Source organism: Bradyrhizobium sp. Leo114 (assembly GCF_055229415.2).
Genome location: NZ_JBUYEN020000002.1, coordinates 136189 through 159569 on the forward strand (window position 1 = coordinate 136189; position 23381 = coordinate 159569).

General features: G+C 62.9%; 19 protein-coding genes. 6 read left to right on the top strand and 13 right to left on the bottom strand.

What is annotated here, in order from left to right; genetic code table 11:
• Positions 1–114: 114 nt before the first annotated feature.
• On the bottom strand, positions 115–900 hold the full coding sequence (locus ACZIRK_RS02985; RefSeq protein ID WP_130227096.1) for an alpha/beta hydrolase: 786 nt from the start codon (positions 898–900) through the stop codon (positions 115–117).
• A 197-nt stretch (positions 901–1097) separates the two neighbouring features.
• Here ACZIRK_RS02985 and ACZIRK_RS02990 point away from each other — a divergent pair, with 197 nt between their 5' ends.
• Positions 1098–1934: an alpha/beta hydrolase gene (locus ACZIRK_RS02990; RefSeq protein WP_207231057.1), complete on the top strand. Its 837-nt coding sequence runs from the start codon at positions 1098–1100 to the stop codon at positions 1932–1934.
• A 7-nt stretch (positions 1935–1941) separates the two neighbouring features.
• On the opposite strand, the gene ACZIRK_RS02995 is transcribed toward ACZIRK_RS02990, so the two are convergent.
• Entirely contained in the window at positions 1942–2532 is a 591-nt protein-coding gene (locus ACZIRK_RS02995) for a cytochrome b (protein WP_028162715.1), read from the bottom strand.
• The gene (locus ACZIRK_RS03000) at positions 2529–3587 is read right to left on the bottom strand and encodes a catalase family peroxidase (RefSeq protein ID WP_130227097.1); all 1059 of its coding nucleotides are present in this window, start codon (positions 3585–3587) and stop codon (positions 2529–2531) included. Before ACZIRK_RS03000 ends, ACZIRK_RS02995 begins: the two co-directional genes overlap by 4 nt.
• Before the next feature lie 189 nt (positions 3588–3776).
• Here ACZIRK_RS03000 and ACZIRK_RS03005 point away from each other — a divergent pair, with 189 nt between their 5' ends.
• The 3 genes from ACZIRK_RS03005 (at position 3777) to lon (ending at position 7969) form a co-directional block, all read left to right on the top strand.
• Positions 3777–4865, top strand: coding sequence for a mandelate racemase/muconate lactonizing enzyme family protein (locus ACZIRK_RS03005; RefSeq protein ID WP_130227098.1), 1089 nt, complete (start codon positions 3777–3779; stop codon positions 4863–4865).
• A gap of 314 nt (positions 4866–5179) precedes the next feature.
• Positions 5180–5584, top strand: coding sequence for an Hsp20/alpha crystallin family protein (locus tag ACZIRK_RS03010; RefSeq protein WP_130227099.1), 405 nt, complete (start codon positions 5180–5182; stop codon positions 5582–5584).
• Between the two features lie 9 nt (positions 5585–5593).
• Complete coding sequence (gene lon, locus ACZIRK_RS03015) at positions 5594–7969, top strand: endopeptidase La (protein WP_130227121.1); 2376 nt, start codon at positions 5594–5596, stop codon at positions 7967–7969.
• 51 nt (positions 7970–8020) lie between these two features.
• Here the strand turns inward: lon and ACZIRK_RS03020 are convergent, their stop codons facing one another.
• The 7 genes from ACZIRK_RS03020 to ACZIRK_RS03050 all read right to left on the bottom strand — a co-directional run bounded on the left by ACZIRK_RS03020 (position 8021) and on the right by ACZIRK_RS03050 (position 16146).
• Positions 8021–8353, bottom strand: coding sequence for a c-type cytochrome (locus ACZIRK_RS03020; RefSeq protein WP_130227100.1), 333 nt, complete (start codon positions 8351–8353; stop codon positions 8021–8023).
• A gap of 9 nt (positions 8354–8362) precedes the next feature.
• Entirely contained in the window at positions 8363–9649 is a 1287-nt protein-coding gene (locus ACZIRK_RS03025) for a molybdopterin-dependent oxidoreductase (RefSeq protein ID WP_130227101.1), read from the bottom strand.
• A 160-nt stretch (positions 9650–9809) separates the two neighbouring features.
• Positions 9810–10304, bottom strand: coding sequence for a YciE/YciF ferroxidase family protein (locus tag ACZIRK_RS03030; protein WP_130227102.1), 495 nt, complete (start codon positions 10302–10304; stop codon positions 9810–9812).
• Between the two features lie 306 nt (positions 10305–10610).
• Complete coding sequence (locus tag ACZIRK_RS03035) at positions 10611–11357, bottom strand: Crp/Fnr family transcriptional regulator (protein ID WP_463326943.1); 747 nt, start codon at positions 11355–11357, stop codon at positions 10611–10613.
• On the bottom strand, positions 11358–14525 hold the full coding sequence (locus ACZIRK_RS03040; RefSeq protein WP_463326944.1) for a CheR family methyltransferase: 3168 nt from the start codon (positions 14523–14525) through the stop codon (positions 11358–11360).
• A gap of 328 nt (positions 14526–14853) precedes the next feature.
• A complete protein-coding gene (locus tag ACZIRK_RS03045) occupies positions 14854–15135 on the bottom strand; it encodes a hypothetical protein (protein WP_028162724.1) in 282 nt (93 codons plus the stop codon).
• A gap of 9 nt (positions 15136–15144) precedes the next feature.
• Complete coding sequence (locus tag ACZIRK_RS03050; protein WP_130227104.1) at positions 15145–16146, bottom strand: chemotaxis protein CheB; 1002 nt, start codon at positions 16144–16146, stop codon at positions 15145–15147.
• Between the two features lie 99 nt (positions 16147–16245).
• Here ACZIRK_RS03050 and ACZIRK_RS03055 point away from each other — a divergent pair, with 99 nt between their 5' ends.
• A complete protein-coding gene (locus tag ACZIRK_RS03055; protein WP_474417447.1) occupies positions 16246–16650 on the top strand; it encodes a response regulator in 405 nt (134 codons plus the stop codon).
• Positions 16651–16872: 222 nt separating this feature from the next.
• Here ACZIRK_RS03055 and ACZIRK_RS03060 read toward each other — a convergent pair whose 3' ends face one another.
• Entirely contained in the window at positions 16873–18666 is a 1794-nt protein-coding gene (locus ACZIRK_RS03060; RefSeq protein WP_130227106.1) for an alkaline phosphatase family protein, read from the bottom strand.
• 291 nt (positions 18667–18957) lie between these two features.
• Here ACZIRK_RS03060 and ACZIRK_RS03065 point away from each other — a divergent pair, with 291 nt between their 5' ends.
• Positions 18958–20388, top strand: coding sequence for a cytochrome c peroxidase (locus ACZIRK_RS03065; RefSeq protein ID WP_130227107.1), 1431 nt, complete (start codon positions 18958–18960; stop codon positions 20386–20388).
• Positions 20389–20392: 4 nt separating this feature from the next.
• On the opposite strand, the gene ACZIRK_RS03070 is transcribed toward ACZIRK_RS03065, so the two are convergent.
• Both ACZIRK_RS03070 and ACZIRK_RS03075 read right to left on the bottom strand, forming a co-directional pair.
• Positions 20393–21058, bottom strand: a complete 666-nt coding sequence (locus ACZIRK_RS03070; protein ID WP_245474793.1) for a hypothetical protein — start codon at positions 21056–21058, stop codon at positions 20393–20395.
• Positions 21059–21172: 114 nt separating this feature from the next.
• A complete protein-coding gene (locus ACZIRK_RS03075) occupies positions 21173–23281 on the bottom strand; it encodes a phospholipase C (protein ID WP_463326945.1) in 2109 nt (702 codons plus the stop codon).
• Between the last annotated feature and the right edge of the window lie 100 nt (positions 23282–23381).

The window sequence follows — 23381 nt, forward strand, 5'->3', positions numbered from 1 at the left end:
ATCCGGCATTTGAAACGATATGCTTCGGATCCGACTGGATCAGTGAGGCGCTCCGGCGGGCATGCGTCAAAACCCTGTCCCGCCGGAGCCCATGCGTCATTCGCAACCGTCTTGTCAGCGGGCTGCCAACTTTTCAGCGTTGCGAGCAGCTTCGGTGATTACGGCCGCCACTTCCTTCGGATGGGATTCGTAGACGGAGTGGCTGGCGCCCTTGATCTCGGTCGTGTGGCTCTTCGCCCGCGCGTAGTACCAGCGCTCGAGATCAGGATTGATGATCTTGTCGCTCTCGGCGACGATGCCCCAGCTCGGTTTGGTCTTCCAGGCAGCCGCGGTCAGCGGCGTGCTGAAGACCTGGGCCGCAGCCAGGACCTGGGAGCGCGACTCGAACTCCGCCTGCTCGCGCGGCAGATCGGGCGCGAAGAGCTTGGGAAAATCGGCAGGGTTCAGATAGGTGTATTGATCTGGCGTCTTCTTGATCGCGCCTTCGCTCTTGGCCAGCACGCTCGGCATCTTCTTGCCAAGTTCGCCCTCATCTTCGCCGACATCAGGCGCATGCGCGGCGACATAGACGAGACCGACCACGTTTGGATGAACGCCCGCCTCCGTGATGATCGAACCGCCATAGCTGTGGCCGACGAGCAGCGTCGGACCGTCCTGCAAATCGAGGATTCGTTTCGCCGCCGTCACGTCGTCGGCGAATGAAGTTTCCGGCTCCTGCACCATGGTGACATGGAATCCCTCCTTGGTGAGGATTTCATACACGGGCTTCCAGCCCGACGCATCCACCCAGGCCCCGTGCACCAGAACGATGTTCTTGAGCGGATCGGCGCGCGCAGGGACAACTGTCGAAACAAGCGAAAGAGCGGCCGCGAAGGCCAGGCAGGCTTTGACGTGCTTCATGTCCGAAGACTCCAGGTTGCGTCGCGCAAAACATAGAGGCGGGAACCGTCTCGCGTATTTCTGCAACGAAAGGCGTTTTCGACTTTGCACGCCGCCGAGTGATATCGGCTCCATAATCCACTCACGCTGGCCGCGGAGCGCAACTATTGTAAGTGCTTCCCGAAATGGCCGGACGCGCCCTCATATGGTTCATCAACATGCGTAGACACAAGTTCACTCGAGTTCTCGGCCTGGTTGCGGCAGCAGCCGCCGTCGAGATGCTGTTGCCATCGATCGGCTCGACGCAGGAATTCCGTCGGGATCAGGCCGCGAGCGAAGCAGCACCGCCGCTCGTCGTCGAGCTGCGATTACACAGCGGCCTGCGTCAACGCCTGCTGTATATATCACCGCCCAAGCCGCTTGCCGCGATCGTGATGCTGCCGGGCGGCGCCGGAAATATCGACATCGAAAGCAATGGTGATATCAGGCATGGCGACAATTTTGTCGTCCGTTCGCGCGAGTTGTGGGTGCAGCGCGGATATGCCGTGGTCATTCCCGATACGATCAACCACGCCAATCTCCGGGGCGATCGCAGCTCTCCGGAGTATGGCGGGATCGTTGTCGAACTCGCCGAGTTCGCGCGATCGCAGGCTGGCGTTCCCGTGTTCCTGCTCGGCACGAGCCAGGGCGCGATCGCAGCGGTGAATGGCGCCACCCACGCGCCGCAGGGAAGCGTTTCGGGTCTGATTCTCACGGAATCCGTGTCCAGGGTCGGCAAGAGCGGCGAAACCGTTTTCAGCGCGAAACCGGAGAACGTGCGCGTGCCGCTTCTCATCGTCGCTAACAGGAGCGACCGGTGCAACGTCGCGCCGCCCGGCGACGCGCCGCGCATCGCTGCGGCGATGGGCCATTCCCCCGAGGTCCAGGTCCGATTCGTCAGCGGAGGAATTAACCGGTCGCGGCACGCTTGCGGATCCTTGTCGCCGCACGGCTATTACGGAATCGAAACGCGCATCGTCGATCTCGTTGCCCGCTGGATCAGCGAGCATCGCTGATCCCGCTCTAAGGCCGTGCAGCCAGCTCGCTGCGGTTCTCGGCCCGCGTGGCTTCGTCGTGGATCGGCACCGGCGCCATCGCCTCGAACACGCCATCATGCCGGACCAGCGCGTGGAACAGCGCGGCGGCGACATGCATCAGGATCAGCGCAAAGAATGCGAAGGCCAGATAGAAATGCGCGTTCCACAACAGCGTACGGAGGCTGTCGCTCTGCGGCAGGATCGCTGGGAGATAAATGCCGCCGTACAGCTCAACAGGATAGGCCGATGCCGACAGCATGGCCCAGCCGAGCAGCGGCATGCCGATCATCAGTGCATAGAGCGCGTAATGCGACAGTTCCGCGGCGAGCTTCATCGGCTCGGGCAGATCGGCCGGCAGCGGCGGCGCGCCGTAATAGAAGCGCGTGACCAGGCGGATCAGCGCCAGCACCAGGATGACACTGCCGAGCGTCTTGTGGATCGAGACCAGCGGCACGTATTTCGGCATGACCGTGGATACCATGCCGACGCCGATGAACAGCATCGTCAGGATGCAGACGGCCATGACCCAATGCAGCAGGCGCTGAAGTGGGGAGAAGTGATGACGGATAGCGTTCATGGCTTCGGGCCCGTTACGTTTCGTGGATAATCCTTGGCCTCCGCGGTGCGGAGATCGTACGACTTGGCGTAGACCGATGAGCGGGCCGCCGGGAACGGGTCGTCCGACGTGCGCATGCCCGGCGGCAGCACGGTCGGATCGAAGTTGATATCGCGGCAAGGACCATCAGCCTCGGCCTCGATCCGCGACACGACCAGCGTGCCGACCTCGATGGTGCGACGATCCTCCGGCCAGACCTTGGTCGGATCCGCGGTGGGATCACCGGGGTTGGCGACGGTCACCGTCATGGTCCAACGTTGCGGGCCACTGCGGACGCGCTCCGTGATCTCCTGTTCAAGGAAGTCAGGATCAAGCTTCTTGAGATCATCCTGCGTCACCGGAACCACCTGTGCCTGTGGCAGCAATGACCATCGCACCGCGTGATCGGCACCGGAACTGTCGGTGAAGATGAAGCTGTTGAGGCCGTTGAAGCGATCCTCGGCATAGCTGCCGGTCCAGGGCGCAGACTTGGCCCATGCGCCGAACGGCGCAAACTCCGGATGAGCTTCGGCAAACACCTTCATGGCGTTGGGGTCCTTGCTGCCCGCTGCGACCAGGAGTTCGTGAAAACCTTCCGGCGTGGAGGCAGCAAAGACCGGCGCATTGATCATCGCCATGCGCCATTCCTGACCATTCGGCGGCATGATCCGCAGTCCCAGGCCGCGCACCCGGACCGACGCATCCGCGGCATCGGGATTGGGCGTGCCCAGATTGAAGCGTCCCAGCGCCGGATGCTGGCCTGCGGCAAGGACCGAGGCGCGTGAGATCGCCGCGCCATTGCCGTTGGATTCGAAAACGCCGGTGAAGCAGATGCCCTTGGCGTGATTGCGGCGGTGACCGAGCGCCGGGCCGCCTGGCGGCGCCAGCGCCTCCAACATCTTCCAGGGCGTCAGTCGCTCCGGCGAAAGCCATCCTGCGGTGTAGGCGAAGGCGGCCGCGCTGCCGGCGACGACGACGCCGATCAGCACGAGTGATCCCAGCACCGAACGTGCGGGAGATGGACGCGGCTCGGGCATTCGGACCTCACGATAATAATTCTATCCTGTGACCCTCAGTATCGCTCCGGCGCTTCGGCCGGTCTTCCCGAACCTGCCAAGACTCTTTCAAAATCGCACGGCAGGCATCGGGAACGCGCTGCGCGGCGGAGGGGATTGTCGATCCGCCGCCCCCGTCCTAACCTGCCGAAAAAAACAGGTGGAAACGCAATGGCACGGATCAAGACTATCGAGACCGGACTCTACCAGATTCCGCTGTCGGTCACGCTGTCCGACAGCACGCATGGCGAAATCAAGGCATTCGAACTCATCACCGTTCGCGTACGCGATGCGGACGGCGCCGAAGGCGTGGGCTACACCTACACAGTCGGTCGCAACGGCGGCGCCATCGCCGACATTCTTCGGCGTGAAGTTCCCGAACTGATCGAGGGCCGCGAGGCCGACGATACCGAGGCGCTGTGGCACCACGTCTGGTGGGGGCTGCATTACGGCGGGCGCGGCGGCCCCACCGTGCTCGCGCTTTCGGCGCTGGACATCGCGCTTTGGGATCTGAAGGCGCGGCGCGCCGCACTGCCGCTGTGGCGCCTGCTCGGCGGATTCGATCAGCGCGTCCCCTGTTATGCCGGCGGCATCGACCTCGATCTGTCGGTCGAGGCACTGCTGAAGCAGACCGACGACAATCTGGGCAAGGGCTTTCGCGCCATCAAGATGAAGGTGGGCCGGCCCGATCTCGGTTCCGACGTCGCGCGCGTGCAGGCGATGCGCAAGCATCTCGGCGACGGCTTTCCCTTGATGGCCGACGCCAACATGAAATGGACGGTGGAGGAAGCCATCCGCGCCGCGCGGGCGCTGCAGCCATTTGATCTCACCTGGCTCGAAGAGCCGATCATTCCCGACGACGTCGCCGGCCATGCCCGGATCCTCGCCGCCGGCGGCGTGCCGATCGCTGCGGGAGAGAACTTGCGCACGCTCTGGGAGTTCAAGAATTACATCGCCAATGGCGCGGTCTCCTATCCGGAGCCTGACGTCACCAATTGCGGCGGGGTGACCTCGTTCATGAAGATCGCGAGGCTTGCCGAAGCCTTCAATCTTCCCGTCACCAGCCACGGCGCGCACGACATCACGGTGCATCTGCTCGCGGCCTGCCCGAACCGTTCCTATCTCGAGGCGCACGGCTTTGGCCTCGATCGCTATATCGAGCATCCGCTCGTGCTCGAAGAAGGCATGGCGCTGGCGCCGAGCCGCGCCGGCCACGGCGTCAACTTCGACTGGACAGCGGTGGAGAGTCTCGCCGCTTGAGCCGCGATGGATACTGCGCTCCCTCTCCCGCTTGCGGGAGAGGGTTGGGGTGAGGATGTCTCCACGATGGGACTATGATGACAGGGTGATTTGGGCCATCATCCCCGCTATCAAACAATTGAATCAGAACTCTCCACACGTCGTCCCGGGCTTGACCCGGGACGACGGCGAGAGTGCTGTTGAGTGCAGCCGACAACGGTTCCGGCAGACCAAGGGTGATCGGCTGCCATTGTACCTGTGCAAGCCGTGCGCTTTCGGGGTAGGTTTGAGGCAAACGACGAGCTCTGAGAATTTTACTGGAGGCGGAACGACAAATGCCGACAAAAGATCCGGTCAACTGGATGCTGTCTGAAGCGATCGAATCGCTCGCGCGCGCCGAACGGCTGCATCAAAGATTGTTCAGTCTGCAGCCGGGCGGCACGCGCGAGGTCAATTGGGAGCCTCCGATCGACGTGTTGGAGACCGATCGGGAATTGTTGATCTTCGTGGCGCTGCCCGGCGTCGATCCCGATCAGGTGGTGGCGATCATCGAGAACGGCGTGCTCATCATCAAGGGGCACCGGATATTGCCCGCCGAGCTCCGTGATGCGCTGATCCACCGGCTCGAGCTGCCGCAAGGCGGGTTCGAACGCCGCATTGCCCTGCCGGCCGGACGCTATGGCGTGAGCCGGACCGCCTCGAATGGATGCGTCGTATTGCGCCTGTCGAAAGCCGTGTGAGAATTCATGATGTCGCCTGATAGTCAAAATCCCGGTTCCGCCGCAGCCGGTGCGAAAACGGAATCGGTCGCGATTCCCTCGGATGCGCTGATCATCGTCGCGGTCCGCAACATCGTGCTGTTTCCGGCCGTGATCGCTCCGGTCACCATCGCCCGCGCGAAGTCGATCGCCGCCGCGCAGCAGGCGCTGCGCGAACAGCGGCCGATTGGAATCCTGCTGCAGCGAAACGCCGAAGTCGACGATCCAGGTCCTGACGACCTGCACCGCGTCTGCACGATCGCCAATATCGTCAGGTACATCACCGCGCCGGACGGAACCCATCACATCGTCTGCCAGGGCGTGCAGCGCGCCCGCATCCTGGATTTCCTGCCCGGCACACCATTCCCCGCGGCGCGGGTGCTTCACATCCCGGAGCCGGCGACGACGTCGCCTGAGATCGAGGCGCGCTTTCTGAATCTGCAGAGGCAGGCCGTCGAAGCGGTTCAGCTCCTGCCGCAGGCGCCGCCCGAGCTGGTCGGCGCCTTCCAGGCAACGACATCTCCCGGCGCGCTCGCCGATCTCACGGCGTCCTATATGGACATCAAGCCGCAGGAGAAGCAGGAGATCCTCGAGACCATCGACCTCACCTCCCGGATGGACAAGGTTTCGCGCTATCTCGCCGAGCGGCTCGAAGTGCTGCGGCTGAGCAACGAGATCGGCCAGAAGACCAAGGCCGCCCTTGACGAGCGGCAGCGTGAAGTGCTGCTGCGCGAGCAGATGGCCACCATCCAGCGCCAGCTCGGCGAAGGCGAAGGCAAGGCGCAGGAGGTCGCCGAATTGAGCGCGGCGATCGACAAGGCGAAGATGTCGCCCGAGGCCGACAGCCAGGCGCGCAAGGAGCTGCGGCGCTATGAGCGGATGCCGGAAGCCGCAGCCGAAGGCGGCATGGTCCGCAGCTATCTCGACTGGCTGATCGATCTGCCCTGGGCGCTGCCGGACGAAAAGCCGATCGATATCCGAGAAGCGCGGCGCATCCTCGATGAGGATCATTTCGGGCTGGAAAAGATCAAGGCCCGGATCATCGAATATCTCGCGGTTCGCAAACTGGCGCCGCACGGCAAGGCGCCGATCCTCTGCTTCGTCGGACCGCCCGGCGTCGGCAAGACCTCGCTCGGGCAGTCGATCGCCCGCGCCATGGACCGGCCGTTCGTGCGCGTCAGCCTCGGCGGCGTCCACGACGAAGCCGAGATCCGCGGGCACCGCCGCACCTATATCGGCGCCCTGCCCGGCAACATCATCCAGGGCATCAAGAAGGCCGGCTCCCGCGCCTGCGTCATGATGCTGGACGAGATCGACAAGATGGGTCGCGGCATCCAGGGCGACCCGTCGGCGGCGATGCTCGAGGTGCTCGATCCCGAGCAGAATTCGACCTTCCGCGACAATTATCTCGGCGTCCCCTTCGACCTCTCGCGCGTCGCCTTCATAGCGACCGCGAACATGCTCGATACGGTCCCGGGACCGCTGCTGGACCGAATGGAGATCATCAGCCTGCCCGGCTACACCGAGGACGAGAAGCTCGAGATCGCGCGGCGCTATCTGGTGCGTCGCCAGCTCGAGGCCAACGGCCTGAAGCCGGACCAGGCCACGATCGAAGACGAAGCGCTGCGGTCGATCATCAAAGGCTATACGCGGGAAGCCGGCGTCCGTTCGCTCGAACGCGAAATCGGCAAGGCGCTGCGCTATGCCGCGGTGCAGATCGCGGAGGGCAGCTCAGCCAAGGTGACGCTCGGCACGCGGGATCTTGCGACCGTGCTCGGCCAGCCGCGTTTCGAAGGCGAGATCGCCCTGCGCACCAGCGTGCCCGGTGTCGCGACCGGGCTCGCCTGGACGCCGGTCGGCGGCGACATTCTCTTCATTGAAGCAACGCGTGTGCCCGGCAGAGGCGGGCTGATCCTCACCGGCCAGCTCGGCGACGTCATGCGTGAAAGCGCGCAGGCCGCGTTGACGCTGGTGAAAAGCCGCGCCACGCAGCTCGGGATCGATCCGTCGCTGTTCGAGAAAAGCGATATCCATGTCCATGTGCCTGCCGGCGCCACGCCGAAAGATGGTCCGAGCGCCGGCGTCGCCATGTTCACCGCACTGTCCTCGCTGCTCACCAACCGCACGGTGAGGCACGACACGGCAATGACAGGCGAGATATCGCTCCGCGGCCTGGTGCTGCCGGTCGGCGGCATCAAGGAGAAGGTCGTCGCGGCCGCAGCCGCCGGCCTGACCAGGGTGATGCTGCCGGCACGCAACCGGCGCGACTTCGACGACATTCCGCAAGGCGCGCGCGACAAACTGGAGTTCATCTGGCTCGAGCACGTCGACGATGCGATTGCGCAGGCGCTCGAGCCGGCGAAATAGCCGGCCAGCGCGCAATAGGGACGCACCGGGCGCGCGGCTCTCCGCGTGCCCTCAATCCTTGCCCTTGGTCTTCACCAAATAGCTGACGATCGCCGGCACGTCTGCCTCGCCGATCGGCGCCTTGTAGACGTTGATCATCTTGTGCACCACGGCTTCCCAGGCCGCCTTGGGCAGCGGCGGCTGGTTCAGCACCATGTCCGGCGAATGGCAGGCGAGGCAATTGTTGTTGACCGCCTCGGCGCTGGAGCCGCCGGGAAACAAGGCATCGCCTGCCGGCAGCTCCACTGTCGTCGATTTGATCACCGGCAGGTCCTGAACCCAGGCCGGCGTCGAGCACAGCAGCGCGGTTCCGAAGCAGCCGATCGCAGCGAGACCTTTCAGCATGATCAGCTCCTACACTGCCTTGACCTGCACGGTCTCGATGACGTTGCGCATGAAGCCGCTGCCGTTCCAGTTCGGTTCGTCCGGCTGGACCTCGCCTGCGGAATTGGTGCAGCGGACCATGAGCGCGTGATCGCCTTTATCGGCAAGCGCAACATCCGTCTGCCACTGGCGAAAGCCGTATTTGCCGAAATCATCGCCAAGCCTGGCCGGCTGCCATGACTTGCCGCCGTCGCTGGAAAACTCGACCTTGGCGACGCCGGTGTCACCACCAAAGGCGATGCCCCGAAGGGGCACGCGCGTGCCCGCGGTGAAGGACGCGCCGTCGGTGATACTGGTGAAGAACGAGCGCGGCACCATCCGGTTGATCGGCACCATCTTCACGCCGCTCTGTCCCGGCGCGATGCTGGCGTGCGGCGTATCGGGAATCGTATAGGCGACGGCCATCCAGTAATTGTCATCCGGCTTGTCGAGCACCTCGATGTCGCTGAGCATCTTGATCCAATAGGTCGAGTACCATCCCGGCACGATCAGGCGCAGCGGGAAGCCGTTGAGCAACGGCAGTTGCTCGCCATTCATGGCGTAGGCGATCATCACTTCGCCGTCTCGGGCATGATCGATCGCAAGCGACTTCCTGAAGGTCGGAGCCTCCGGCACCACTGGCTCATCCAATCCCTTGAAGCGGACCTGAACGGCGCCGGCCTTGACGCCGGCGCGATCCAGCACGTCCTTCAGCCGTACGCCGGCCCATCTGGCGTTGCCCATGGCGCCATTCGCCCATTGCGCGCCGGGCACGCGTGGCGAGAAGAAGCCGCGCGAATTGCCGGAGCATTGATTGACCGCGGCAAGCTCCACCCGGGGCAGGTCGCGTAGGATGTCCGTTATCGACAGCGACAGCGTCCGATCGACATGCCCACGCACCGCAAGCCTGAAGGCGTTCACATCGACCGAATTCGGGATCTCGGCCCAGTGCCAGCGCACGTAGAACTGGTCGTTCGGCGTGAAGACGCCGCGGTCGAACACGTCCAGCGGCGTTTCGAGCAGCGGCGGCCGTACCCGCTGCAGGATCATATCGCCTTTTTGCGGAAAAGCATGCGTGATCGGCCGTTCCCGCGGCCCGCTCGCAAACGGCAATTTGACCATTTCGTCGGCTAAGGCCGGCGATACGGCGAGCGACAGACCGGCAATTCCAATGTTCTGAAGCACGGTCCGGCGCGACGGACGTTGAGTGGCGGCGGAGCGAACGGGATGCAGGTTTCGCAGCGATTGGCTGAGCGCATCTTCCTTGTCGTTGCGCATCGGAGCATCCTCCTTGGGCAAGCGGTACCGAGCCCATCGGCACCGCCCATTGCAAATCCGAACAATACCATACCCCGCCCAATGTCGAGCTGACATCTGGGTATTTCGAATTTGCCCGCCAATCGGGGCGGCAATTGCGCAACGTCGCGGGAGCGGACGATCAGGCCGCCAGTGCGTCCTGGTTGATTTCACCCTTGGCAAGCGTCGTCAGCAATTCGTCCGCGCGCTTTTCCTCATCGAGCGCGTTGTGCAGCAGCCGCTGGTCCTCCCGAAGGTTGAGCTGGCCCGCGAGCGCGGCCACACTGCCATAGGCTGCGATCTCGTAATGCTCGAGCTTCTGTGCCGAGGCGATCAGACCGGCGTCGCGAAGGTAACCATCCTTCAGGATTACGCACATCTTCTCGGTCTCACGGATCAGCGCCTGCATGGCCTGATCCGTATGTTGCTCGGCGGCGGCATCGTGCTTCTCCAGGATCGACCGCAGCCGCTCCTCCTGCATGATGGTTTCCCGCTGGTGCCGCTCGAGCGCAGCCCTTAGTGAAGGATGCGAGGCCACTTTGGCCATGCGCAGCAACGCCTCGCCAAGCTGCTGCTCGACGCTGACAAGTTCCTGCAATTCGGCAAGGTACATGTCCTTGAATGTCGTGATCTCCATGATGGTATCCTTTCGAGCGGACCGCCGGCCAGCCGGCCGCCGCGGACCTCAAGTGCAATCGCCGATCGGGTCGAAAGATAGCCCCGGCGAAGCTGCACTCGCTCTCCCGCTTGCGGGGGAGGGCTGGGGTGGGGTGCCTCCGCATTGGGACTCCCCGAGTGGAGAGCGCCCTCACCCCGGCGCAACGCGCGGACCTCTCCCGCAAGCGGGAGAGGTGAAGATTCAGCCTGATCGGCATACTCAAGCTGAGCACTCAACAAAGGGAACCGGTTCCCGGTTCCTAAAATGGGATACCAGCGACGCCGCTCACGCTCGATAGAGATGAAGGTAGTTCGGCGAGAACAGCGCCGTGCTCTTGAGCACGTCCAGGTCGGTGATCGTCAGCGTCCGTTCGCGCAGCAGGATCAGGCCGGAGCTGCGCAAGTCCTGCAGCGTGCGGTTGAGATGGACCACCGAGAGGCCGGTCGCATCGGCCAGATCCATCTGGGTCACCGGAAAGGCGCAGGAATTGCCGTCGATCAGGCCGACCGGCCGCAGCCGTTCATAGATCTCGCATAGCAGATGCGCTACGCGCTCGAGCGCCAGCCGGCGGCCGAGATTGATCGCCCATTCGCGCTGGATCGCGTTGTTCACCAGCGTCTCGCACCAGAACGCCTCCGCGACCGAGCTGTCGTGCGCCACCAGTGCTTCGAATTGCGCGCGCTTGACCTCGGCATAGACCACTGGCGTCAGGCTCGCGATGGAATGATCCATCACCGGCAGCAGATGGGCATAAGCATCGCAAGTTTCGCCTGGCAGGATGAAATTGACGATCTGGCGCCTTCCATCCTCCAGCGTCTTGTAGCGGCACAGCCAGCCCGACAGCAGGATCCGGACGCCATGGACCGCATCCCCCTCGCTGATCAGGTCCTCGCCCGGGCCGACGTGCTGCAGCATACCCTCGCGTATCGCCCGTTCGAGCGCGGCGATCCCATCGTCCGACAAGCGCCGCAGCGCATTCAGCCGCCGGATCACCGGCTGCGCCGGGTTTCCCTCAATGGCTGGGGGATGCATTTAGCCGTCCACCGCGGGCGTATGGATGGTCCGCCGGCTCAACGGAATGGTAATGGTACAGTGAAGGCCACCAGCATTGTACATGATCATGGTCTGCCCCTTGAACTCGAACGCCAGCGTCCGCTCCAGCAGTTCGGTGCCAAAACCCTTGCGCGGCGGCGGCGTGACGGGCGGTCCGCCCCGCTCGCGCCAGTCGAAAACCAGTCGCGGCGGATCGACCGCGTCGTCGATCCGCCAAGTGACCTCGATGCGCCCGGAAGGCCGGCTCAGCGCGCCGTATTTGAGCGCGTTGGTCGCAAGTTCGTGGAGGGCGAGCGCGAAAGTCTCCGCCGGCTTTGCCTGGAAACGTACTTGCGGGCCGGAGACGCGCAATTGCTCGCCCTCATGGGCATTGTAGCCGAGCAGCTCCTCGATGACGAGGTATTCAAGATCGACGCCGGCTTCGGGGTCGCGCGTCACCAGCGCCTGGGTGCGCGCGAATGCGTTCAGGCGGCCGTCGAGATGCGCAGCATATTCGTCGACGCTCGAGCTGGTTTCAGCCGAGCGGCGCGCAATCGAGCGGACGACGCCGAGCGTGTTGCGGACGCGGTGCTGAAGCTCGGCGAGCAGCAGCCGCTGCCGTTCCTCCGCGCGCGTGATCGCGGTGACGTCGATGAAGGTGATGACGACGCCGGCAATGAAATTGTCGATGCTCCGGTACGGCAGGACGCGGACGATGTAGCGCGTGCCGCTGTCGGGCGCGCTGAGTTCGCGCTCGGCGCTGGCGAGCGTGCGCAGTACGCGGCGAACCTCGTCATAGAGCTCCTCGATCGGAATCCGCGCCTTGATATGTGCGATCGGCCGGCCGACGTCGGTGTCGACCAGGTGCAGCACCTGGGTGATCGCCGGCGTGAAATTCATCACCTTGAGGTCATTGTCCAGGAACACGGTCGCGATCTGCGTGCTCTCGAGGAAGTTCTTCAGGTCGCTGGTGGCACGCGTCAGGTCCTGCACGCGGTGCGCCAGCTCGCCATTGACGGTCGTCAACTCCTCGTTGACCGACTGCAGCTCCTCGCGCGAGGTCTCCAGCTCTTCGTTCGCCGACTGCAATTCCTCGTTCAGCGATTGATATTCCTCGTTGGAGGATTTCAGTTCCTCGTTGGTGCTTTCGAGCTCTTCAATGGTGGCCTGCAGACGCTCGCGCGTCGCCCGCAATTCGTTCTCAAGCCGCTCGACGTGCTCGGTCCTGACCAGCGCATTGGGATTATTCTCCTTGCTATCGACGACGCGCAGCGGCCCATCCTTGAACAGCACGACGAAATTGCGGTGGCCGGCAGCGCCCTCCTGAATCGGCTCGACGGTGATATCGACCAGTATACGATGGCCGTTCACGCCGAGTTGCACCTGCTCGGCATGCGCCGTCTCCTTGGTTTCGGCTGCCCGGCCGAGCGCGGTCCGTAATTCCAGCCGGAGATCGCGGTGCACGAGACTGAGCAGGTCGAGCGTCGCCGCGCCCGCGGTCGGCTCGATATAGCGGCCGATGCGGCCGGAGAAATGCAGGATCTGAAAATTCTCGTCGGTGATGACATAGGCGGGCGCGTAGCGTTCGGCGATGCGCTGGGCACGGCGCTCCAGCCCGACATCGGGACCGAGGGATCGCACCGGAGGGACTTCGACGGTCGCGCGCCCGGCCGCCGTCGTGATCGGGAATTCCGGCGGCAGGCGGGTGCCGGTCTCGAGCTTCTTGAAGATGCGTGCCCGACGATCCACCGGCGCGAACAGTTTTGGATGCCGCGTTACGTTCTCGGAGTTGCCGAGGAACAGGAAGCGGTCCGGCAGCAAGGCGAAGTGGAACAGGGGAATGACCCGATTCTGCAGTTCGGCGTTCAGGTAGATCAGGAGGTTGCGGCAGGACACCAGATCGAGCTTCGAGAACGGCGCGTCCTTGATGACGTTATGCTGCGAGAAGATGCACATCTCGCGCAGGTCCTTCACCACGCAATAGGTGTCGCCCTCGCGGACGAACCAGCGCGCCAACCGCTCCGGCGACATGTCGCCGTCGATAGTGGTCCGATAGCGACCGACCCGGGCCGCGGCAAGCGCGCGCCCATCGATATCGGTGGCAAAGATCTGCACCTGCGGCGGCGAGTCGAGCTTGGCCATGTACTCGCGAAGCAGGATGCCTATCGAATAGGCCTCTTCCCCGGTGGCACAACCCAGCACCCAGACGCGGACCTGCTGGCCCGCAGCCTTGTTCTCGAAAATTTTCGGGATCACCTGGGTTTCCAGCACCTCGAATTCGCGCTTGTCGCGGAAGAATTCGGTGACCCCGATCAGGAGGTCATTGAACAGGTGCTGCGCCTCATCCTTGTCCTGCCTTAGGTGATCGACATAGGCGGCGATCTCGTCGATCTGCACCACCTGCATGCGCCGCTGCACCCGGCGGAGGAAGGTGTTCTGCTTATAGCCGTGAAAATCATTACCGGTCTTGTTGCGCAGGATGTCGGCGATACGCGACAGCGAACTGGCGGCGGCGGCGAGGATTTCGTCAAATCCCTGCCTCTCCTCCAGCCGCCGCAGATGGCGGGCATAAACCTGGATGTGCTCGGGAATGTCGTCAGGCGGCAGCACGAAATCGGCGATTGCGGCCGCATTGTTGCTGTCGGCGTGTGGGTCGGCATGATCGCTGGCGACACGTTCGGCGATGGCCAGCCCGCCGTGGTCCTTCAGGGTCGCCACACCCAGCGTCCCGTCGCCGCCGGTTCCGGCGAGAACGACGCCGATCGCCTCCTCGGCCCGGTCTTCCGCGAGCGATACCAGGAAGCTGTCGACCGTAGCGCGTTCGCCCGGCGCCTGCTCGGCCGCACGGATCGCAAGTCGATGGCCATGGATGCTGACGATCCTGTTGGCGGGGCAGAGATAGATCGTGCTGCCTTCGATCGCGGCGCCGTCCTCGATTTCGGAAAGCTTGGTGCCTTCCGAACGCTCCAGCATCTCTCGCAGCCGCCGTTCGTCGAACGCCTCACGGTGCTGCAACACCAACACGATGGTCTGGTCGGAATTCAGCGTCAGTTTTGAGAAGAAACGCTCGATACTATTCATCGCGCTGGCGGACGCGCCGACGCCGATGATCAACGGCGCCTTGGCCCGACGCCGGCCATCCGCTGGTTCCGATCCGGGTTCACTCATGGGGCGGCGGCTCTCGTTGTTCTGTCAGGGCCTGATTCAGCTTGCCAAACCACGCCCATAGCAGAATTGGACACTATCCCAACAGAGATTACGGCGAAATAACGCGCGAGAGTGCGATCTGGTCGCCCGGCGCCACGAGGTCCTTGCGCATAAAGTGTCGGGAGAACGCGCATACCGCCGAAGACGGCCCCGGAACCCACAAAATGCCTTGAAGAACTCACCGCCCTGATGGACGGCGGCTGACAGCGAGCTGTCGCCGGAGGCAGAGCGCGCTGCAGCAGTGCGACGTACGCTCGGGCTTGGCGCCTGATCACGAAGCCTGGACGCCTCACGTCCCCTTGATCGACAGCGGATAGATCTCATTCTCAAGATACGCGATGCGCTGCTCGATCAGCGTGCGATGGTGCTCCCATTGCAGCAGGGTCTGCTCGAGCAGAACGACCAGGCGTTCGGCCTGCGTCGTATCGTGACCGGCAGCCTGCAGATCGAGCAGCAGATCCTGCTGGTTCTGGAGCCGTTTCAAGCCTTCCTCGATATCGCCGTCGGCCTTGAGCAGAACACGCCGCTCCGCCCTGAGCTCTTCGGCACGCTCGGCAAGCGATATGACCATTGGCACCGCCTAAGCTTTGGAAGGCCGCGGGTCCAGCGACTTTAGCACGACGCGCCGGATCATGTCGGCATATTCGCGATATTCCGCCGCCCGCGCCTCGTACATTTGGGCTACCGCGGCCCGGCCGCTCTGGCGGCCATCAAGCGCCATGCGGTGAACCAGTTCGGCGCGCTCCTCGATGATCCGCAGCGCCACCCGCAAGGCTTCGTCAACCCGGCCTTCCTGCTCCTTGGCCAGCACGTCGACGGTGAAGGCATGGCCGACTTGGCAGCGGAAACGCAGCGGATGACTGTCCTTGAGCTCGGAAAGTACGCCGCCGCAGCTCGGGCAAGTCAGCGACGCCGGATCAGCAATCGGGAGCAGGCTATCGCTGCCGATGCGCTCGCCTGCGGCGATCTCGACTTCCAGCCGGATCTCCGGCGGGATCGGTCGCGCGGCACCCGGCGCCTCCCGAACCAGGTCGGACAGCACGTCACCGATCCGTGCGCCGGGCACGCAGAGGTCGACGGTCGTCGCCTCGAGCGCGCGCAGGGGCATCTCGTCGGAAATCGCGTCTTTGGGGTCCTGTACCAGCGCGAAGCCGCCACAGCGCTTGATCGCGTTCAGGCCGGCCGCTCCATCGGACAGAAATCCGCTGAGAACAACGCCGATCACCCGGGATCCATAGTGCAGCGCCGCGGATCGAAACAAGGGATCGATCGCCGGGCGCACCATATTCTCACGCGGGCCGCGGCCCAACATCATATGATCCCTGAACACCAGCAGATGATGGTCCGGCGGTGCGAGATAGATATTGCCATGCTCGATGAGCATGCCGTTTTCCGCTTGGCGAACGGGCAGCTTGGCGGCCGCGCTTGCCACGGTCGAGAGGACTCCAATCCCCTGGGCCGGGATGTGCAGCACAATGAACAGCGCGGCGGGCAGGTTGGCCGGCAGCTTGCTCAAAATGTCCTTCAGCGGCGCCGTCGCGCCGGCAGAGCCCCCGATGACGATAATGTCGCGGTTGACCATGGAACCCGTCGTACTCTGGAGTGTTTACGACAAGGCGCGGCTTCGCCTCATGTTCCTAACTTCAATAGGATTCGGGCGGCGAAGGAGGCTCGAGGTATGATGGCAGCACCTGTCCTTCTTCGCGAACGCGGCGTCCTGACCGGACGCAGCATCCTCGTCGTCGAAGACGAATATTTCCTCGCCGACGATATCGCGCGGGCGTGCCGGGCGCTCGGCGCCGAGATCGAGGGGCCGTTCGGCGATGTCGAGGATGCGCTGGCCATCCTGACTGGAGTTCGGGCGGTCGACGGCGCAGTGCTCGACGTCAATCTCAGAAATGCGTCGATATTCCCGGTCGCACATGCGTTGCGGTCCCGCGGCATCCCATTCGTCTTCACGACCGGCTATGACAGGAACGCGATCGGCCCGGAATATGAAGACATCCAGCTATGGGAGAAGCCGCTCGATATTGCCGCGATGACCCGCAGGCTGAGCGAGCTGATGCTCGCTCGAGCCGGACGATGACGGCGGAGAGCTATTTTACGTTTGATAACGTGATCTCTTCCCCTCGTCGTCCGGGGTCAAGCCCGGGACGACACCGACGCGCGGTTCTAATCGTAGGATGGGTTTCGCTGCGCTCTACCTATCCTACGGGATGGCGAGGCGTGACAGAATCCGCCGGCAAAACTTGAAACAACTGGCCCGCATCCGGCGTGGATGCGGGCCAGCTCGTCTTCCAGACTGTCCTCAGTGGCGATCGGAATCGCCGGCCTTGAGCGCCACTGCGAGGTTGCGCACCGGCCGGGTCACGACGGGATCGAGGTCAAAGCGCTTCTCGAGCAGCTTGAGGATCGAGGTGGTGTCGTAATCCTCGTGGGCGACGCCAGACTTCTCGAAGCGCTTGGAGATCAAGAGCGCGGGGATACGGGTGCCAGGTCCCCACTGGTCCGCAGCCTTCGCGTCATCGCCGCGACGATTGTGGGGCGGCGGCGGGACGTGATCCCACTGACCACCGAACTCGTCATAGGTGATGATGATGAGGGTGTCCTTGCCGTCCGGCCCCTCGGTGATCGCCTTGACCAGGTCAACCAGATGCTGGCTGCCTTCGGCCTCGCTGGCATAGCCAGGATGCTCGTTCTCTTCACCGATCGGCTTGATGAAGCTGACGTCCTTCAGCCTGCCGTTCTTTGCCGCCTGGATGAACTCCGCCTCATCCTTCAGATGATCCTTGCGGGCCTTCGTGCCGGGCGCGTAGTTGGCGAAATAGTTGAACGCCTGGTGGTGGAACTGGAAGTCCACGTCGGCGCAATTGGGGAAGACCGCCGTGGGCAGATGGTTCGGGTCGGTGCAGGTGGTGCCGTTTCCGTTGGTCCAGCCCGAAGCGCCGACGTCACCATTGGCGTTCGACCAGCCGCCCGAATACCAGGCCCAGTCGACGTGCTTGGCTGACAGCTTGTCGCCGATGTTGGGGGTGTTGAGCGGTGGCAGGCGCCGGGCATCCGCCGTGCCGGGCGAATAGGGCTGATAGAACGGCTGGGTGGTGTTGACGGCATAGTCGCCGCAGGCGAGCCCGGCCGGCAAACCAGCCTGGCTGCACTTGGCCGTCAGTTGCGCATCCTTCACCGTGGAAAGCGCGGCGTAAAGCGGCGTGCTGGTCGGCATGCCGTTGGCGTCGACGATGGAGTGCAGGTCGGTGGCGCTGCCGTCGTTGGATGCGCCGACGAATTGCGGAGCGGCGGCCGCGACCAGGAACTGGTGGTTAAGGAACGAACCGCCGAAGGCGCCCTGGAAGAAGCTGTCGGCGATGACGTAATTCGGCGCGCCGCGATCGTGCAGATAGCGGTAGATCGGCAGCTTCTTGGTGTCGTAATAGCCCATCACGAGACCCGCAGCATCGCTGCCGGTCATGTAGCGGTTCTGCCGGCCACCATTGATCTGATACTGCTCGCTGTAGAAGCGATGCACGATGTCCTCCGTGCAGCCGCCGGGCAGACCGGTGCCGTTGAGGAAGCCGTGAGACGCGAAAGCGCCGATCGGTTTCGGGCAGGTGGTTGCCGACGTCGGAATGAAGTCGTTGATTTCGAACGGCTTGTTCTTGAAGGCGCTGAGGATGGCGACCGAGCTTCCATTGTCGGTGCAGCTCGTCGGCAACGGCGAGGGAGAGGCCAGGTTGACGTCATTCTGCAACAGGCAGGTGTAGACCGTCTTGCTGTCCTGGCGGACCTGCAGCGTGTGCGGCTGATCGGCGTCGGAAACGCCGTTGATGTTGTCACGACCGACGTCGCCCCAGTGGCCGTAGAGGTTATCGAAGCTGTGATTCTCCTGATAGATGATCACGACGTGCTTGTATGCCTTCAGCAGACTGTCATGGTCATGGTGACCGTGATCATGACCATGGTCATGATGTTTGAAGTCGTCGCCTTTGTCGTGCTTGAACTGGTCGACGATCTTGTCGACGAGATTCTCTGCCTTGGCCACCGGCGCGACAGCGATCGCACCAACAGCCAATGTGAGCGCGGGAATGGCTCCCCAAAGCCGCATGGTTTTCTCCCCTGAGAGCAAAGATGGAATGAAACAAGGTGAGGCTATCTGCCGCACATTTCGATCCGATGACTGTTTTCCGACAATGCAAGGAGTCGCGCACACGCTGAGACGTCAGCGCCATGCTTAGACGGATATCGAGGTGTGCTCTGCCATCTGATCGTCATCAAACCGACGACAAGTTCTGTCTATCCAGTCCAGCTGCGGTCTCGCCAGCAGGGACACTGTCATCCGTGCGACATCTGCTGTTCACAGACCGCCCAACTAAATTGCTGCAGGGGCTTTGTCGTGATGACCAGGGACATTCTTGCGTGCCGCTCGCGCCGAAACGGCGCGGCTGCCGCGCATCGCACCACTTCGTGCGCTTTGATCGTGCTGATCGCGCTTGTTGCAGCGCTCATTCCCTTGCGGACAGAGGCGTTTCCTTTGGGCGGCGATCAGACGGTCTTGCCGACCGGGACGGAATTTTCCGAGGAAGCGCTGGCGAAGCCGCGCGAACTGTTCCACTCGGAAGCCGTGGGCGGGCACAAGTCCTACCTGGTCAATCTTGGCGATCTCGCATTCAACTCGCCTTCCATCCTGGGCGGCAAGGCGCGGCAGGCGGAAATGAGCTGCGGCACCTGTCACGTCAACGGGACATCGAATCCGAAGCTGTTCGTTCCCGGTGCCTCCTCGCGCCCCGGCACCTTCGACACCACCAGCCTGATGTTCAATCCGAAGGCATTCAACAGCATTCTCGATCCGGTTCGGATCCCCAGCCTGCGCGGCGCGCGCTTCCTGGCGCCATACGGGCACGACGGCCGCATCACCTCGCTGCGCGACTTTATATATAACGTCATCGTCAACGAGTTTCAGGGGCCGCGACCGAGCGATGCCGTCCTGGACGGCCTTGTCGCCTACATCACCGACATCGATTTTCTCCCCAACCCCAGGCTTTCGCCCGGCGGCATGCTAAGCGCACAGGCAAGTGCCGCCGAGCGCCACGGCGAGCAACTGTTCTTCAAGCCGTTTCCGCACCAGCCCCAAGTGAACTGCGCCACCTGTCATGTTCCAACGGGTGTCTTCACCGACCAGGCCCGCCATGACGTGGGCTCAGGCGGTCTGGTGAAAACACCGACCTTGCTCAACGCCAATTTCAACGCGCCCTACTTCCACGATGGCCGCTACGACACCTATGAAGAAGTGGTCGGACATTTCGACCGCATCTTCGAGCTCGGTCTCTCGTCGCAGGACACGCAGGATCTCGTCGCCTATCTGACTGCGGTCGGCGACGGCGACCGCCCGTTCGACAAGGACGGCGTGGCGATCCGGATGAAGGATGTGCGTGAGCTCGCGAGCGTCCTGAAGCTCGCCATCCCCGCCGCGGATACAGCCGTGGTGTCGCTGGCCGTCACGGGCGTAGGCGCTGAATTGCGTGAATTGACCGAGCATATTCCGGATATCAGGTATGCTTCGGTCGGAGGCCAGGAGGAGCGGCTTGCGGCGCGCACCGCCGTCAAAGACCTGGTTCTCAGTCTGCGCCGGATTGATCTTGCGGTCGCAGCCGGCCATCTCGACGAGGCCATGGCCGAATACGAGACGTTCTCGATGCTCGCCACTTTCGACGTTCCCGTCGCGTTGAAAAAGGCCGAACCGTGGTCGCTGTTCAATGCCAATGTCCACCAGTCGCACTATGCGGCGCTTGGACGGATGCTGCAAACGACAGCCAAGCAAGCGCGGTGACCGCTCACTCCGAGGCGGGCGGAGCGACCCATACATCGCTCTGCCTGATACGATCGATCAACGCCCGCGGATCGAATTTGCGCGCGCCAGAGGGAATTTCGAACGTTTGCGCCGGCTGCAGCTCGTCGCGGATGTTCTCGATGGCGATCATCGTTCCGTCCCCAGTCTTGATCTGCACCGGAAACTTGCGCTCACGGTCGATCCACCCGACAAAGCCGCCGCCGGGAGCCGCAACGATCCGATAGACGTCCGCCTTGCGATCTCCGACTGTTCCCTCCCCGTCGCGCTCGCAATGCCACTTATCAGGCTCCACCGGCGCCGCCAGCGATGCCATCGCCCACCATTGCCGGCAGGGTTCATCGGGATCGACCGGGACAAACATTTGCGTCAGCGGACTTGACTGCCTTGCGTCCATGAACACCTTCGCGCGCGGGCGCACGAAAGCGGCCGCAGGCTTCGCCCCATCGACCAGAAAGAAGCCATCGGCGAAATCGGTTGTCTCGATCCTCACCTTGCTTTCGGACACGCGCAGGCTTCCCACACGCACGACCTTCTCACCTTGCCTCGCGACAAGGTCCGCGGAAAACTGCTGCGCTGCGGCCGAGGTGCCGGCAAGCGCCGAACCGACCAAGGCAAGCAGGCATGCTCGCAGCCTCTTGCTCCCCAGCATCCGATCTCGATCCATCGGCAAAACCTCGGCGGCACAAAAATGCGGTGGCGCCGACCGAACCGTTGGCTCGATCGGCACCATCTTCAGACCAGTCGTTCTTGGAACGCTGCTCAGCTACTCGGTATAGGACAGTGCAACCGGCTTGCTGAAATCGAACGCATCGAACATGTCAGCAAGCGCGGGGCTGTTGGTCGGCACATACTCGTTGTTCCGCGAATATGTCGGGTTCGGCAGGTTGTCGCGGCTGCGGTTCGTCAGCGGCTGCAGACTCCAGTTACGTTCGATGAACTTCAGCAGCGAAACGTGGTCACCGTAGTTGTGGTAGATCTTGCCGCCGGTCGAATAGGGCGACAGGATGAGGATCGGCATACGCGGTCCATCACCGAAGAAATCGATCGACTGGATGTAGCCCGAGTCCCAGTAGCCGCCGGCTTCGTCCCAGGTGATGAACACCGCGGTCTCCGCCTTGAGCTCCGGATTGTTGTCCAGCGCGTTCAATACATTCAGCACATAGGCCTCGAACAGATCGACCTTCGAGCTTTGCGGGTGGCCGTCTAGCAGACCGTCCGGCTTGCCGAACGACACCGAAGGCAACTTGTTGTCCTGGATCGCCGTGATCAGATCGGCAGTGTCCTTGATGTGAGCCTGACGCACGGTCGGGTTGGCCATGATCGAGGTCGCATACTGGAACGGATTGCAGATCTGGCAGTAGGCCACACCGAGCGCGTGAGCCGGATCGGCGAGCGCCGCCGCATTGAGATCCGGATTGTTCGGATTGGCGGCAACCGCGGCGTTCGAAAGCGCCACAGCGTCATTATACGCACCACCGTAGAAGGCCCAGGAGATATTCTTCTCCATCAGTGCATCTCCGATGGTCCGCACGGACGACGGCGGCATGCTGCTTCCGCCTGCCAGCGCACCGTTCGGCAGATAGCCCGGATCGGTATTGTTGAGCATGTAGTAATGGTTGGGCTTGCAGTTCGGCTCGGCCGCATACGGCAGATTGTTCAGATAGGTCACGATCGGCTTGACGCCGGGATGCGCCACATCAGAGCAATCGCTGAAGTTGCCGTCCACCGTATAGCGGTTCACCGTTCCGGACATCGGATTCGGGTTTGCGATCTGGTTTGCCGGAGGCGTGGTCGGGTTGCCCTTGCCGTCGCTCCAGAAGCCTGCGTCGCCGGTCCCGAGCATGAAGTGATTGGCGCCGGTGCCGCCGTGGAACGACTGATGGAAGTTGTCACCGAGCGTGAAGCGATCAGCCAGCATCTTTAGGATCGGGGCCTGCCCTTGCTGGGCATTATAGAAGCCCATCGAGTTGGCCATGCTCTTGTTGGACGCCGAGTAGGTCGCCATCACGAACGGAAACAGATCATTGAGGCAACCGGAGTTGTTGGCTTTGGTCACGCTGGCCGCGCTGCAATCCTCCTGCTGCCAGTCCTGATAGAACCGATGCGTGGTGTCACCGGTGTAGTCGTCGTCGCTGATCTGCTCACCCTGCAGCGCGAACGGTCCGGTCAAGTGACCAGCGCCGGGAACGCGGGTATCAAGAGCGCCAGTCGGCAGGCCGCTGAAGCCGGTCGTGAGGATATCCAGATCGCTCGAATCCATGTCCTTCTCGACGCTGGCTTCGGCGATCGTTTTGAACGGAGCACCGGTGTCGCTCTGCGCGGTGGGCGTTCCGGCCGTGTTCGGCTGCGGCATCGTGTTGGTCGCGCTGTAGGGCGACTTCGCGATCGTTGGCGCACCAATATAGAAAGAGGACTGCGCGGCGACCGAGTATTGCTGGGCTTGCGCAAAGTTCGGTCCGGGCGAGCCGTCCTCGTTGACGATGCCCTTCGACAGCAGGTTGGAGATCGTCTGTCCCCTGCCCTTCGGCTTGTACACTCCGAACGTGTGATCGAGCCCGCGGTTTTCGCCGATCAGGATGATGACGTGCTTGATCGGCGATGCGGTCTTCACTTTGTCTGCCGGATCATTGTCCTTGTCACCGTGGTCGCCATGGTGGCCGTTGTTGTCGTGACCGTTGTCACCGTGGTCACCGTTCCCTTCGTGATCGTTGCCCTGATTGTCATGGCCGAAATGATTGTGATGCGAGCGCTTGTCCCAATCACTTCGTCCGCCGGGATAATGTGCTGCATAAGCGGCTGTTGCGACAGCGACTGTTGAGATGACGCAAAGTGCCGTGGTGGTTCGCCAGTTCTTCTTATGATTGAAAGTCATTATCGACTCCAAAGGTTGTGGTTGGCGAGACATCGTCTAATGCGGCAACATGACGCACGCTTATCGTTGCTGTGAAAGCGCGCGAGAAATTTTGACTCGC